Annotated in this window: 12 protein-coding genes; 3 read left to right on the top strand and 9 right to left on the bottom strand. The window is 71.1% G+C overall.

Going from position 1 to position 14233, the window contains the following annotated elements:
• Nucleotides 1–36 precede the first annotated feature (36 nt).
• Together CXQ92_RS05360 and CXQ92_RS05365 are read right to left on the bottom strand one after the other, a co-directional pair.
• A complete protein-coding gene (locus tag CXQ92_RS05360; protein WP_104165886.1) occupies nucleotides 37–1368 on the bottom strand; it encodes a P-loop NTPase in 1332 nt (443 codons plus the stop codon).
• Nucleotides 1365–2021: an SAF domain-containing protein gene (locus CXQ92_RS05365; RefSeq protein WP_258069719.1), complete on the bottom strand. Its 657-nt coding sequence runs from the start codon at nucleotides 2019–2021 to the stop codon at nucleotides 1365–1367. Before CXQ92_RS05365 ends, CXQ92_RS05360 begins: the two co-directional genes overlap by 4 nt.
• Before the next feature lie 186 nt (nucleotides 2022–2207).
• Here CXQ92_RS05365 and CXQ92_RS05370 point away from each other — a divergent pair, with 186 nt between their 5' ends.
• Nucleotides 2208–2435, top strand: coding sequence for a helix-turn-helix domain-containing protein (locus tag CXQ92_RS05370; protein WP_104165888.1), 228 nt, complete (start codon nucleotides 2208–2210; stop codon nucleotides 2433–2435).
• Nucleotides 2436–2481: 46 nt separating this feature from the next.
• Here CXQ92_RS05370 and CXQ92_RS05375 read toward each other — a convergent pair whose 3' ends face one another.
• Nucleotides 2482–3042: a hypothetical protein gene (locus CXQ92_RS05375; RefSeq protein WP_104165889.1), complete on the bottom strand. Its 561-nt coding sequence runs from the start codon at nucleotides 3040–3042 to the stop codon at nucleotides 2482–2484.
• 122 nt (nucleotides 3043–3164) lie between these two features.
• Between CXQ92_RS05375 and CXQ92_RS18070 the strand changes: the two genes are divergently transcribed.
• Entirely contained in the window at nucleotides 3165–3983 is an 819-nt protein-coding gene (locus tag CXQ92_RS18070; protein WP_181033554.1) for a LysM peptidoglycan-binding domain-containing protein, read from the top strand.
• A 42-nt stretch (nucleotides 3984–4025) separates the two neighbouring features.
• Nucleotides 4026–4595, top strand: a complete 570-nt coding sequence (locus CXQ92_RS05390; protein WP_104165895.1) for an Rv3235 family protein — start codon at nucleotides 4026–4028, stop codon at nucleotides 4593–4595.
• On the opposite strand, the gene secA is transcribed toward CXQ92_RS05390, so the two are convergent.
• The 6 genes from secA to mtrB all read right to left on the bottom strand — a co-directional run bounded on the left by secA (nucleotide 4596) and on the right by mtrB (nucleotide 14199).
• Nucleotides 4596–7304 (bottom strand): preprotein translocase subunit SecA, encoded by a 2709-nt coding sequence (gene secA / locus CXQ92_RS05395; protein WP_104165897.1) that lies wholly within the window; start codon nucleotides 7302–7304, stop codon nucleotides 4596–4598.
• 122 nt (nucleotides 7305–7426) lie between these two features.
• Entirely contained in the window at nucleotides 7427–8638 is a 1212-nt protein-coding gene (locus CXQ92_RS05400) for a winged helix-turn-helix domain-containing protein (protein WP_104165898.1), read from the bottom strand.
• Nucleotides 8639–8737: 99 nt separating this feature from the next.
• Nucleotides 8738–9460 carry a ribosome-associated translation inhibitor RaiA gene (gene raiA, locus CXQ92_RS05405; RefSeq protein WP_104165900.1) on the bottom strand — a complete coding sequence of 241 codons (723 nt, stop codon included), beginning with the start codon at nucleotides 9458–9460 and terminating at the stop codon, nucleotides 8738–8740.
• A gap of 195 nt (nucleotides 9461–9655) precedes the next feature.
• Nucleotides 9656–10612 carry a ComF family protein gene (locus CXQ92_RS05410; protein ID WP_104165902.1) on the bottom strand — a complete coding sequence of 319 codons (957 nt, stop codon included), beginning with the start codon at nucleotides 10610–10612 and terminating at the stop codon, nucleotides 9656–9658.
• 60 nt (nucleotides 10613–10672) lie between these two features.
• Nucleotides 10673–12415 carry an LpqB family beta-propeller domain-containing protein gene (locus CXQ92_RS05415; RefSeq protein ID WP_104165903.1) on the bottom strand — a complete coding sequence of 581 codons (1743 nt, stop codon included), beginning with the start codon at nucleotides 12413–12415 and terminating at the stop codon, nucleotides 10673–10675.
• 14 nt (nucleotides 12416–12429) lie between these two features.
• On the bottom strand, nucleotides 12430–14199 hold the full coding sequence (gene mtrB, locus CXQ92_RS05420; RefSeq protein WP_258069720.1) for an MtrAB system histidine kinase MtrB: 1770 nt from the start codon (nucleotides 14197–14199) through the stop codon (nucleotides 12430–12432).
• Nucleotides 14200–14233 lie beyond the last annotated feature (34 nt).

Below are 14233 nucleotides of genomic sequence, written 5' to 3' on the forward strand. Positions count from 1 at the left end.
CCGTAACGAAATGAAAGGCCGCTCCGTTGCGACCTCTTACCGTGGAAGCCTAGCGGGGATACCCGGAAACTTCACGTTGCGCGGCCGCCCTCCGGGCCGGCGGCGCCGCGCCTCCCCGGCGGCGGGGACGTCGGCGAGGTCGGCGATCGCAAGCCTGAGCGGGGAGCCCGGCGCCGTCTCGAGCAGGGCCGTCCCGGCGAGCAGCGCCCGGTCCGCCGCCGCATGGTCCATGGGCAGGAAGGCGGAGATCCCGACGGTCGGCCCGAAGCGCTCCCAGGCCTCCCGCAGCTGCGTCTCCGGAGCTCGGCCCACCGCTGCCGCCCGCACCTTGTTGAACACCACGCGGGGTGTCGCCGTCGGGACGGCATCGCCGAGTTCCGCGAGCGCCTTCACCAGGCGCGGCACGCCGATGGTGTCCGCCGCGCCGACCGCGACGACCGTGTCCGCGACCTCCAGGCAGCGCAGCGCGGCCCCGTTGCGGCGCGGCGCGAGCGTGTCGAAGCTGAGCTCCTCGTCGGCCTCGAGGCAGAAGCCGCAGTCGATGACGGTCACCTCCGCCAGGGAGCGTCCGGCCTCGAGGACCTTGCCGAGGGCCGCGGGCCGCAGTTCGGGCCACCGGTCGGGGCGGGTGATGCCGGTCAGCACGCGCAGGCGCCCGCCCTTCACCGCGACGCTCACCGCGATCCGGCCGAGCACCGTGCCGTCGAAGCGCCCCTGGTCGGCGATACGGCAGGCCTGCGCGAGCCCGGCCGACTCGTCGAGCAGTCCGAGGGACGCGCCGATGCTCGCTCCGTAGGTGTCGGCGTCGATCAGCAGGACCGAGCTGCCCGCCGCGGCGAGTTCCGCGGCCAGATTGAGGGCCACGGTGGTGCGCCCCGGGGCGCCCGGCGGCCCCCAGACGGCGACGATGCGCCCGGTGCCGGGCTCCTCCGCCACCTGGACGGGCTGCACCGCCGCGGCGTCCGGCAGGCCCAGCGGATCGGCATAGGCGAGGGAACCCTGCGGGCGGGCGGGATCGGCCTCGAACCGTCCCACCGCCCGGGCGACGGCCGCCGCGAGCGCTGCGGGCTCCACGGTCGCCTCGACGTACTCGACTCCGTCGACGCCAGGACTGCCGGTTCCCGGCAGGTGGTCGCAGAGCGCGACGACGACGACTCCGGTGAAACGCAGGCGGTCGACGAGGGATGCGGTGAGCTCGGCGGCACCGGGCGCGATGATCACCGCACGCGCGAGGCCGCTCTGGCACGCGGCGACGAGCTCGGTGAGTTCCGCGCAGCGACGCACGACGGTCACGGGCCCGCGCAGCTGTTCCAGCCCGGGCACGTAGGCACTCGCCTCCGCTCCGAGGGTGATGACCGGGATGCTCACGAACCGGCCCCCGGGTTCAGGACGACGGCGATCCGGGCCTCGTTCGACAGCGCGCCCAGCAGTTCGGGCATCGCGTCGTCCCCCACGAGGACCTGGACGAGCGTGGAGGAACTCGCTCCGAGGGCGGACTCCCCGACCGTCAGCTCCGCCACCTCCGCGGCTTCGAGGAGCAGCCGCGGTTCCTCGTAGGAATTCGTGTCGCTCCGGAGGGAGACCCAGACGTCCACCCTGTCCCCCGCCGCGGTTCCGCTCGGCAGCGGGTCCTCGACCGTGAGCCCGACCGGCTTGCGATCGAGCGCGTCGGCACTGCCGATCGCGGCAGCGGGGACGAGTTCTCCCTGCGTGACGAGCCGTGTGGCCACCGCTCCGTCGGGAATGCCCCCGGCGACGGGCAGGTAGGCGCCGGACGAGTCACCCAGACGGACCGGCACGGCCACCAGGTCCTCCTCCGTCAGCTTCGATCCCACCGCGATGTCCTCGCGGGCGGAGTAGACCTGCGCCGTCGTGTTCTGGCTGTCCAGGAGCGCGATCACCCCGGCGGTGGACGTGAGGACCAGGAGGAGTCCGATCAGCAGCCTCGGATCCCTCCAGGACGGCTTCCGCAGCCGTGGAGCCTCGCCCGGCAATTGCACGGCACGCGCGTCGGTACTCACTGTCGTCCCCCACTCGACCGGTGGGGCCCCGATCGGGCCCCACTCCCCGCAAGTCATTGTTGTGCACGACAGTCCCCAAGGGAACCGGTGGACCATACCCGGGGTCGACGTGTGGAGAACTACGGCGATCGCGCTCAGCGGTGGCAGACTGGATGCACACCCCGAACGAGAAGGGAAGGCGGATCCGTGGTAGAGCGGCGTTTCCTCACCCTCGCCGACGTGGGCGAGGTGCTCAACATCAGTTCCTCCCAGACGTACGCCCTCGTACGATCGGGGGAGCTGCCGGCGATCCAGGTCGGCGGCCGGGGTCAGTGGCGCGTCGAGACGCGGGTCCTCGAGGAGTACATCGCCAGAGCGTACGAGAAGACGGCGTCAGCGCTGAGGAGCGACGCCGGGAGCGTCCCGCCGGCCTGATCGCTCCCGTGAGGCCCCGCGGGGTGCGGGACGGACGGCGTCGTGCTCAGTCCGCCGTTCCGACCGCATCGACGGCGTCGATGGATGCGAAAGGGACCGTCAGGACCTCCCTCCCCTGCGCGGGGTGCCTGTCGCGGTCCGGCCCGGCGGTCCCGACGTCGATGAAGTCGGCACCGACCCTGTGGATGATCCCCGTGTATCCGGCCGAGGGCGACACGGTCCAGAGCGTCACCTGTGCCCGGTCCCGGGACAGTCCCCGCAGGGCCGAGCCCAGTCCCAGTCGGGCGCCGACACCCGACAGCGGCTGGCCGGCGCCGCGTCCCATCCCCCGGAGCAGGTGCAGGGACGCCAGCGGCACGATCACGGACCGCCCCTCCACCGCGACGGCGATCCACTCCGACCCCACGTTCGTGAGGGTTCCCTCGAGCGTCCGGCCGCCGCGCGTGGAGATCCCGAGCGGTCGGCCCGTCTGGCCGAGCAGCCTCCGCGCGAGGGTCAGCCGCGACTGCTCCGAGCGTGTGCGCTCCCTGATCTCACCCTCCTGGACGGTGTCCGCCATGGCCTGGAGCTGCGACTCGAGGTCGTCGAAGAGGGCATCCCAGCGCATCCGCCCAACCTAGGACCACTCGGGTCCGGCGTCAATCGGAACTATCCACAGTTCAACTTCACGAGTATGGACAAACGGCATCAAACTCCATCAAACTAAGTCACTTGATGAGGAGCGATGCCATGCGGACGTCGGACACAATCCAGGCCGGGATGATCCTCGGGTGCGGGATCGCCTGCTCAGGGGCAGGGGCCGCCCTGCTCGTCGGCGGGCCGGCGCCAGGCGGACCGGACCTGGAGGGCGTCCTCGGCGCGGCACTCTCGGGGATCGGACTCGCCGTCGTCGGCGTGTGGGTCCTCCTGTTCGTCGTGGCGGTGCTCGCGGAACTGCTGAAGCGACGCGGCCCGTCCGCGATGGCGGCTCTCGCCTCCCGGTGCGCCCCCGCGATGATGCGACGCCTCGCCGCCGCACTCCTCGGCGCCAACCTCCTCGCCGTCCCGGCCGTGGCGCCCGCCGCCGCGGGCGGATCGGAGCATGTCCTGACGGCGACCGCCGCCCGCTCATCCGCCCCGGCCGTCCACGGCGGCTTGTCCCCGGTCGATGCAGGGCCGGCGGACCGGGTGCCCCCCATGGGATCGTCCGACGCAGGCCGGCAGAACCCACGGCACGGGGCGGAGCCACCCGCACCCGCTACGCCTTCGGGGTCTCCCGACGCCGCGCCCGCGCCCGTGTCACCGGCGTGGGAACCGCTGCCGATGCAGGTGGATGGCGGGCCACTGCTGCGCGGGGAGAGCCGCACCGTCGTCGGCGGGGAGGAGATCGTCGTCGCGCCGGGTGATTCCCTGTGGTCGATCGTCGCCGCCCGGCTCGGACCGCTGGCGACCGCCTCGGACATCGCCGAGGCATGGCCCCTCTGGTACGCCACCAACCGCGCCGTCGTCGGGGACGATCCGTCGCTCCTCCTCCCGGGCACGGTCCTGCAGGCGCCCACCGGATCGTGATCCGGTGACCGAACCACCAGCCAGTCCACGAAGGGAACCAGCATGAACGCCGTCACCCACCTCCGTCCCGCCGCTCCCCGGCTCGCCGAGGCGAGCGGGGCACCGCGGCCCCTGCTCGCGGCCCCTCCCCGTCCAGCCGACGCGCGGGCCACGATGATTCCGCTCAGGTCACCGGCGGAACCGGTCAGCGGGCCCGGGTCCACCCCCGGACCGCTGCGGGACGAGGACGCCGCCGGCCGTGCTGGGCCGGAGGTCGAGTATCGGATCGCCGGGATCGCCCGGTCCGTCTGCCAGGGCGCACTCGAGGTGCTGGGCGGATCACGCCCCCTGCAGCAGATGGCCCGCTGGCTCGACGCCGAGAACTACGAACGACTCCAGTTGCGCGCCAACCTGGTGCGCTGCATCGACGCTCGTCCGCCCGGTCGCAGCGCGGCTGTCCCGGAAAGCACCCACCGGTGCGTCGTGGTCCGATCCGCCCGCGTCTGCCCCGTGAGCCCGGGCGTGTACGAGGCCGCGGTGGTCGCCTTCGACCGCAAACGCGTCCGCGCCGTCGCTCTTCGGATAGAGCAACGGCGCGGAGCGTGGCGGGTCACCGCCCTCGAGATCGGCTGACTACCTCTTCTTGTTCTTCCTGCCGCCCGACGGCGCGGCCTGCGCCCGGTTCCGCTCCACGTGCACCTCGGCCTCGCCCTGCGCGTTGGGCGCGATGAAGTTGAGTGTGGCAGGCTTGGCCGGCGCTTCGAGGCCGGCGGCCTTGATCGTCGGCGCCTGGACCACGCCGCGGCCGTCCGTGACTCCCGGGAGACCGGTCTGGACCGGAGCGGAAACCTCCACCTCGAGGTTGAACAGGTAGCCGATGCTCTCCTCGCGGATCGACTCCATCATCGCCTGGAAGAGGATGAAACCCTCGCGCTGGTACTCGACCAGCGGATCCCTCTGCGCCATCGCGCGGAGGCCGATGCCCTCCTTGAGGTAATCCATCTCGTAGAGGTGTTCCTGCCACTTCCGCCCGATGACCGAGAGCACCACGCGACGCTCCAGTTCGCGCACCGTCTGCTCCCCGAGGGACTCCTCGCGGGCCTGGTAGGCCAGCTTCGCGTCGGAGAGGATCTCGTCGTGCAGGAAGTCGCGGGTGAGCTTCGACTTCCCGCCCGCCTCCTCGATGACCTCGTCGGCCGTCAGGGTGATCGGGTACAGCGTCCTGAGGTTCGTCCACAGCATGTCGTAGTCCCAGTCGTCGCCGTGGCCCTGCGCCGTCGCCTCGTCGACCATCGCCGTGATGACGTCCTCCAGGAAGAACTGCACCTTCTCCTTGAGGTCGTCGCCCTCGAGGATCCTCCGGCGGTCGCCGTAGATCGCCTCCCGCTGGCGGTTGAGCACGTCGTCGTACTTCAGGACGTTCTTGCGCTGCTCGGCGTTGCGCCCTTCGACCTGGCCCTGGGCGCTCTCGATCGCCTTCGACACCATCTTCGACTCCAGCGCGACGTCGTCGGGCATGGTCGCGCTGTTCATGATCCGCTCGGCGCCGCCCGAGTTGAACAGGCGCATGAGGTCGTCGGTCAGGGACAGGTAGAAACGGGAGCGTCCGGGATCGCCCTGGCGGCCGGAGCGGCCGCGCAGCTGGTTGTCGATGCGCCGCGACTCGTGGCGCTCCGTCCCGAGCACGTAGAGGCCACCGATGTCACGGACCTCCTCCTGCTCCGCCCTGACCGCTTCCTTGGCGGTCTCGAGGGCCTCGGGCCACCGGGTCTCGTACTCCTCCGGGTTGTCCGCCGGGTCGAGCCCCATCTTCTCGAGCGCCGCGACGGCGTTGAACTCCGCGTTGCCTCCGAGCATGATGTCGGTGCCACGACCTGCCATGTTGGTGGCGACGGTGACGGCGCCCTTGCGGCCGGCCTGCGCGATGATCGCGGCTTCCCGTGCGTGGTTCTTCGCGTTCAGGACCTCGTGGCGGACGCCCGCCTTCGCGAGCTGCTTCGACAGGTACTCGCTCTTCTCGACACTCGTCGTGCCGACGAGGACGGGCTGCCCCGTCTCGTGGCGCTCCACGATGTCCTTGACGACGGCGTCGAACTTCGCGACCTCGTTCTTGTAGATGAGGTCGGAGAGGTCCTTGCGCGCCATCTCCCTGTTCGTGGGGATCGGGACGACGCCGAGCTTGTAGGTCGACATGAACTCGGCGGCCTCCGTCTCGGCGGTGCCCGTCATGCCCGAGAGCTTGTCATAGAGGCGGAAGTAGTTCTGCAGCGTGACGGTGGCGAGGGTCTGGTTCTCCGCCTTGATCTCCACGCCCTCCTTCGCCTCGATCGCCTGGTGCATGCCCTCGTTGTAGCGCCGACCGGCGAGGATGCGTCCCGTGTGCTCGTCGACGATCATGACCTCGCCGTTGAGGACCACGTAGTCCTTGTCCCGCTTGAAGAGTTCCTTGGCCTTGATGGCGTTGTTCAGGAATCCGATGAGCGGCGTGTTGGCCGACTCGTACAGGTTGGAGATGCCGAGGTAGTCCTCGACCTTCTCGATGCCGTCCTCGAGGACGCCCACCGTGCGCTTCTTCTCGTCCACCTCGTAGTCGGCGTCGACCGTGAGCTTCTGGACGACCTTCGCGAACTCGTTGTACCAGCGGTTCACGTCACCCGATGCCTGGCCGCTGATGATGAGCGGGGTACGCGCCTCGTCGATGAGGATCGAGTCGACCTCGTCCACGATCGCGAAGCTGTGGCCGCGCTGCACGAGCTCCGCGGCGCTCCAGGCCATGTTGTCGCGCAGGTAGTCGAAGCCGAACTCGTTGTTCGTGCCGTACGTGATGTCCGCGGCGTACTGCTCGCGGCGTGTCGCGGGGTCCTGCTTCGAGAGGATGCAGCCGCTCGTCAGCCCGAGGAACCGGTAGACGCGGCCCATCAGGTCCGACTGGTACTCGGCCAGGTAGTCGTTGACGGTGACGACGTGCACGCCCTTGCCGCTCAGGGCGTTGAGGTAGGCGGGCGCGGTGGCGACGAGGGTCTTGCCCTCGCCGGTCTTCATCTCGGCGATGTTCCCCAGGTGGAGGGCTGCGCCGCCCATCAGCTGGACGTCGAAGTGGCGCAGGCCGAGCGTGCGGCTCGACGCCTCACGGACGGCGGCGAAGGCCTCGGGAAGGAGGTCGTCGAGGGTCGCGCCGTCGGCGAGGCGCTTCTTCAGCCGGTCGGTCTCCCCGCGCAGCTCTGCGTCGGACATCTCGCGGAATTCGTCCTCGAGGACGTTGATCGCGTCAGCGTAGTTCCGGAGTCGCTTCAGTGTCTTCTTATCGCCGGTGCGTAGAACTCGTTCAAGAAGTGATGGCACTGGTATTTGCTCCCAATCTGATGCTGCCCAAAGATGGCGTCTCTAGTCTACGGGAGAGACGTTCGGCCCCCCGGTTCAGTTCCCCTGCGGCACGCCGCAGCGACTCGGAACTGCGTGTCCGCTCACAGTAGCCTGCCGACCTGCCCGGACAGCGCGGATGCCAGGTCGCCACGGTCCTCGACGACGACGTCGTCGAGCTCCAGCCACCGCGCCAGCAGGCGCAGCTCGTCGGCGAGGTGGACCGCGGTGTCGGCGGGAGCGCCGGGCTGCGCATGACCGGCGCGCACCAGCAACCGCCCGGACGCGCGGTCCGCCTTGAGATCCACCCGCGCGACGAAGGAGTCGCGCAGCAGGAAGGGCAGCACGTAGTACCCGTGGGTGCGCCGTGCGGCGGGCGTGTAGATCCCGATGCGGTAGTGGAAGTCGAAGAGCCGGTGGAGCCGGTCCCGCTCGAAGACCAGCGAGTCGAAGGGACTGAGGAGCGCCCTCCCCCGTGCCTGGCGCGGGCGGGCCGCCGCGGGGTGCAGGTACCACGGCTCCACCCCTGCGTCGACAGTCACGATCTCCAGCGCCCCGGCGCCCACCAGGGCATCGAGGACGGATCGCGTCTCCCGGACGGGGGTGCGGAAGTAGTCCGCGACGGACCGCGCGGACGCGACGCCGAGCGCTCCCGCGGCCCGCTCGGCCAGCACCGCGAGGGACTCCGTCCGGTCCGGGGAGGCGACGGCGAGGGCGGCGTCGGGCAGCACGCGCGCGATGGGGGCGTACAGGCGTTCGAACTGGTCCGTCCGCCCGGCGGAGCCGATCTCGCCGCGGGCGAAGAGATCCTCGAGCACGCGCTTCGTGGCGGTCCACCGCCACCCCCAACCGTCGGCGGGGCGTGCGTCGTCCCCGCCGAGCAGCCGCTGGACGCTCGACCCGGTGAGCGGCGTCCCCCTGCCGAGGAGATCGAGGACCGCGGATTCGAGGGACTCGCGCTGGGCGGCTGGGACGCTGCCCGCCCCCATCCACGTCCGGCGTTGCCATGCCTTCAGGTGGGGGAACAGCTCGGGGGGCACGAGGCTCGCCTCATGGGCCCAGTATTCGACGAGCCTGCGCGGGGAGCGGGAGTGGAGGGCATCGAGCCCGGCGCGGTCGTACGAGCCGAGGCGCGAGAACAGGGGCAGGTAATGCGATCGGATGAGGACGTTCACCGAATCGATCTGGATGACCTGCAGTCGCCGTGCGGCGGCCGCGACGGCGCGCGGGGACGAGGGCTTCTCGAGGCGTGGGCGATGCAGTCCCTGGGCGGCGAGGGCGATCCGCCGTGCCTGGGCGAGGGTGAGGTTCGGCATGGGCTCCTGCACGGAACTGCCTCCGCGCAGGGCGCGGAGGCAGTTCCGTGGACGTCGGTGAAGAACACGGCCGGCAGGGGCAGGCCGTGGTGGTGACCTCTAGGCGGAGGCCGCCTCCCTGGCGCGGTAGGCCAGGAGCTCCTCGGTCCCTTCGGCGCCGTTCGAGTCGAGGGTGATGACTCCGTAGGTCCATGCCTGCCGCCGGTACACCACGGAGGGGGCCCCGGTTGCGGAGTCGACGAACAGGTAGAAGTCATGCCCGACGAGTTCCATGCTGTCGACGGCGTCGTCCAGGGTCATGGGGACGCCGGAGAAGACCTTGCGGCGGATCAGGACCGGTGAGTCACCCGCGGGCACGTCGTCCGGCGAGGCGTAGGCGTCGGCGTCGTCCGGCTGCGGGGCGGGCTCCTGGGGTGTCGAGGCGCTGGCCGCCGCCTCGAGGTAGAGGGGCTGCGCAGGATCGGCGGGTTCGAGATCGGCCGTGGCGACGCGGACGGCCACCGGGGTGTGGCGGCCGTGGTGGACCTTGCGACGGTCCCGTGCGCGGCGCAGGCGCTCGAGGAGTTTCCCGTAGGCCAGGTCGAAGGCTGCGAACTTGTCGGCCGCTGACGCTTCCGCCCGGACGACCGGGCCCCTGCAGATCACCGTCAGCTCGACGGTGAGAGAGGTATCCGCCATGCGGGCACTGGGCTCCTTGGTGATCTTCGCATCGACGCGCTGTACCTTGTCGCCGAGTTGCTCTATCTTGTCGATCTTCTCCGTCGCGTACTCACGGAAACGGTCCGATACCGCCAGGTTCCGACCATTGATCACGAATTCCATGGTGCCCTCCACATCACTTGGTGATACGACGGCGGCCGAGGCGTATCCGCAGAGCCGCCACCGACGGGTACGTGTCGTCACTGTGTTGTACCCGTACTTCACGGTAGTTCACCCCCCTCCTTTATTCATCCCTCGCCACTCCGAAAGTTCCGGTACTTCGCCCGGGCCGGCCTGTGCAGTGTCGCGGCCGTCCGCTCACCCGGTGCCCGGCCCGGGCACCGTGCCGGGGCGGGCGCCGGCGGGCGAGGACGTGGCAGCGATGACGACGCCGCCCAGCACCCGCGCCCCACCGCCCCGGAGGACGCGGTGCAGCTCGCCGATCGTCGCCCCGGTGGTGAGGACGTCGTCGACGATGATGCAGTCGCGGTCCGCGAGCAGCGCCCGCGCGTGCCTGCCGGCGCGCATGGACCGCAGGACGTTGGCGCGGCGCCGACGACGGCCCAGACCCTTCTGCCCGCCGCCCGGCCCGGACAGCGCGGCCAGACCGTCCCGAAGGACACCTCCTACCCCTCCCCGCATCAGGGCGCCGCTCAGGCGTGCCGCCGGCGACACCTGGCGGGCCCCCGCGACGAGCCTCGTACCGGCCGGGAGCCCGCCTCTCCGCTCCAGGCGGGACAGCAGCAGCATGAGCGGGTCATAGCCGCGCCGCCGTTGCGACGAGGCACGGCCGGGCACCGGGACGAGCAGGACCTGACGTGCCGGTCCCGGGCCGTCCGGGGACCGGCACAGGTGCGTCACGGCCTCGTGCAGCGCACCGGCCAGGGCCGCTTCCACCGGCGCCGCGAGGTCCACGTGCCCGTGATTCTTGTAGGCGAGCAGGACACCCGACACGGCGCGTCCGTAGCGCCCGGCGGCGACGACGGGGAGCGGGCCGTAGGCGTCGGTGCGGTCGCCGGATCCGGCCGTCCCGGCCGCGTCGAGGGCGACGTCGGGCAGGGATTCCGCTCCTGCTTCCGCACGGAACGGCCGCGAGGTCGCACGCCGGAAGACCGCGCTGCATCCCGGGCAGAGGGACGTGTCCCACTGGCCGCAGATCACGCAGGACGACGGCAGGACGATCGCCGCGAAGGCGGTGAGCGCATCCGCCGCACGCCGGTAGGACCGCCCGAGGACGATCCGGTCCAGGACGGACGAGGGGTCGGGGATGTTCATCCCCGCAGTCCACAGGAGGGGACGCGCACGCGGGGCCGGGCAGCCCCTATGTGGATGTCCCTACCCCGGGAAGGCCGGGTCCGTCACAGCGACCTGCTCGTCCACCCAGCTGCCGCCGATGCGCCGGTACAGGGTGGAGCCCGCCTCGGCGTAGAACGTGTCCTCCGCGTCGGAGCCCGCGCTGAGGCCGAGGACGCCGTCGAGCGCCGCCATCGACTCGCGCTCGCCGTCGAGGTGCAGGATCACCGGGGTGGCCTCCTCGCCCGCCCCGACGGACGACGCCACGATCACGCTCTGGCCGGCCCACGTCGCCGTGTCGATCGACCCGTCCGTCGGCAGCGTGAGCGGTATCGTGAGCGTCTGCGGAGCCCCCTCGGTGGAGCGCGTGATGCCCGCCAGCAGGACTTCGCCCTCTCCACCGCGATCCGTGACGATCAGTGCGCGCGATCCGTCGCGGGCGATGCGGAGTTCCCTGACGCTCCGGTCGCCCAGCCAACCGGCGGAGAGGACGGCGGCATTCGCCTCCGTGCCGCCCGGCGGGATGGCGAGCACCTCGCTGCGGCCCCCGACCGAGCGGGTGGTCCATACCCAGTTCTCGGGATCGAACGAGGGTTTCGTCAGGGAACTGCCGCGGATGACGGCGCGCGCGTCACTGCCCGGCGCGGTGACGTAGAGGGTCTTCCGGTCCGCGTCGAGGAAGGAGTAGGCGCTGCCCGAGACGGACGTGGCGGGGTCGCGTGGTTCGAGTGCCCGCACCGACGCCAGCCCCTCGATCTCGGTGACGGCACCGTTGCGGACCCGCACCAGTTCGCCCTGCGCGACCGCCACCTGCTCGCCGCCGACATCGGGGGTCAGATCCGGAACGATCAGGTCCGGCGCCGGCGGTCCCAGCTCGATGGGCTGGTCGCTGGCCATCTCGACCGACGTGACGTCGTTCAGGCCGAGCAGATTGACCTGGAGCTGCTGGTTCATCTGCTGCAGCCTGAGGTTCGTCGCGTTCTCGAGGATCTCCGGTGAGAGTTCGACGGAGGCCTTGCCGGAGGTGATCGGCACCGAATCACGGATGAGCGTCACACCCTCGGGGAAGGCGCTGGTGACCGACCCCTGCAGGTAGGGCGCAGGACCTGCGAGCATCGCGCTGACGATCCGCGCGGTCACCCCCGTGCGCCGGACGAACCAGCGGGCATCGGGCACCCAGTAGCGGTAGTTGCTGCTGTAGAAGTACAGGCTGTGCGAGATCAGGAGGTCGCGGGCGCTGCTCTGGGCGAGCATGATGCCGTCCGGGATCTCGTCGATCCGCCATTCGCCGTCGAGCTGGACCATCCGCACGCCCAGGGTCTCCGTCGCGGGGACGACCGTGTTGGTGCGCACCCCGCGGGCATCGACGGTCCCCGCGGTCTCGAGCTGGATCTGGTAGACGCCCTCGGCCTCGCGCTTCTCGACGCGCGGATCCGACCGGAACAGGACGATCCGCTCCTCGGGCTGCCACGTCGCGCGAAGGTCCGGGCTCAGGAACTGCCGTGCCACGCTGTAGCCGTCACTCGCGCCCGTCCCCGCGGTGATGAAGTCGCGGAGGATCTGCTCGGGCGTCGCTCCGGGCGCAGGGCCCTCGGGGTCGAACACCGGCGCGACGGCGTCCGGTTCGCCGTCGGACGCCTCGATCACCCCCACCGGCCCCGTCGTCGGAATGGCCGAGCACCCCGTGAGGACGAGGAGACAGGCGAGGAGCAGCACGGCGAGCCGGGCGCCGCAGGCGCGGACCTCGGCGCGAGCGCGGGCGTGGTACCCCTGCCGGACTGCCATGGCGTGATCTCCCACTACTCTCCCTCGCTCCGTCCGAGTGTGCGTTCCGGCTCGCGTCCGCCGACCGGCGGCAGGGTCGGCGGCGGCAGGGCCAGCGGAGAGGACGTCAGCTCGGTCCCCTGGGTCCGGGGCAGCGTCAGGCGGAAGCACGCTCCCTCCCCCGGCCTGCCCCAGGCCTCGAGCCAGGCGTTGTGCAGGTGGGCGTCCTCCATGGCGATCGAGAGTCCGAGTCCGCTGCCCCCTGTCGTACGGGCCCGGGCGGGGTCGGCCCGCCAGAAGCGGTCGAACGCACGCGAGGCCTGCAGCGTCGTCATGCCGATGCCGTGGTCCCGGACCGCGACGGCGACCGCCTCGGGACTGGACGCGATGTGGACCTCCATGGGCTTCGCCTCACCGTGCTCGAGGGCGTTGACGATCAGGTTGCGCAGGATGCGGTCGATCCGGCGCGCGTCCGCATCCACGATGCACCGCGTCTCCTGCGACACGATCGTGACGTCCGATCCGAGGCGCTCCGCCAGGGGTCCCGCCCCCTCGATCGCGTGCTGGACGAGCTGGACGATGTCGACCGATTCCGCCTCGAGGACGGCGGCGCCGGCGTCGAACCGGGAGATCTCGAGCAGGTCCGCGAGCAGCGCCTGGAACCGCTCCACCTGGTCGAACAGGATCTCGGCGGACCGCTTGTTGACCGGGTTGAACTCCGCGCGCGCGTCGTGCAGGACCTCCGCGGCCATCCGGACCGTGGTGAGCGGTGTGCGCAGTTCGTGGGAGACGTCGGACACGAAACGCTGCTGCATCTGCGACAACTGGGCCAGCTGTGTGATCTGGTCCTGCAGGCTCCCGGCCATATGGTTGAAGGAGACGCCGAGCCTGGCCACCTCGTCCTCCCCGCTGACCTCCATGCGCTCCTGCAGCTGCCCCGCGGCGAGCTTCTCGGACACGGACGCCGCATGACTCACCGGCCGGACGACGCTCCGCGTCACGTACCAGGCGATCGCGCCGATGACGAGCAGGAGCAGGACGCCGGCCAGCCACAGCACCCGGTGGATGTCGTCGAGGGTGGACTGCATGGCCGACAGGTCGTAGTAGACGTACAGCGCGTACGAGGCCTGGTCCGGGGGGAGCTGCACCTGGGTCCCGAACGCGATCCCGGGCGCGTCGGTCGCACCGCTCTCGGTGACCGGGATCTGCATGGGGGCCCAGTGGATGTCGGGGCCGTCCGCGACGGCCTCCTGGAGGTCCTGCGGGAGCATGCCGGCCGTCACGCCGTTCTGGCTGACGGTCGTCGGGATGAGGACGTCGCCCGAGATCGGTACCAGGATCGCATGCCGGGGCGCGTCGGTGTCCAGGCTGACGAGTGCCTCGACGGAGTCCAGGACGAGGCGGCTGGTGGTGTCCCTGTCGGTCGCCGAGGACTCCTTGAAGACCGCCTTCGATCGGGTCAGCTCCTCGGTGGCCTCGGCGCTGAACTGGTCGAAGCGCTGGTCGTAGAGGGCGCCGGCGATCTGGTTGGAGAGGAACCCGCCGACGGCGACGAAGGAGACCGAGGTGAGCAGCATCGTGGCGACGACGGTCCTGAACTGGAGGGAACGCCGCCAGCGCTGCGCCACCGACTGCAGCATCGAGTGGCCGCGGACCGATGCGGTGTGCAGCCGAGCGGCGACGGGGCCGGGCTCGCGGGGCTTCCCGCCCCCGGACGGGGTGTCCCCCGCCGTAGCCACGTCGGCGCTGCCGGGGTCCGCGGCGCCTGCGGCGGGAGCTGCACGCACCGCCGTCGCGGGAGTCACGGGGCCGGCCCCTGGGGCGGAGCCGCCCGGAGCG

Origin of the sequence: Arthrobacter sp. SX1312 (genome assembly GCF_002929295.1) — a bacterium.
Taxonomy (GTDB): Bacteria; Actinomycetota; Actinomycetes; order Actinomycetales; family Micrococcaceae; genus Arthrobacter_D.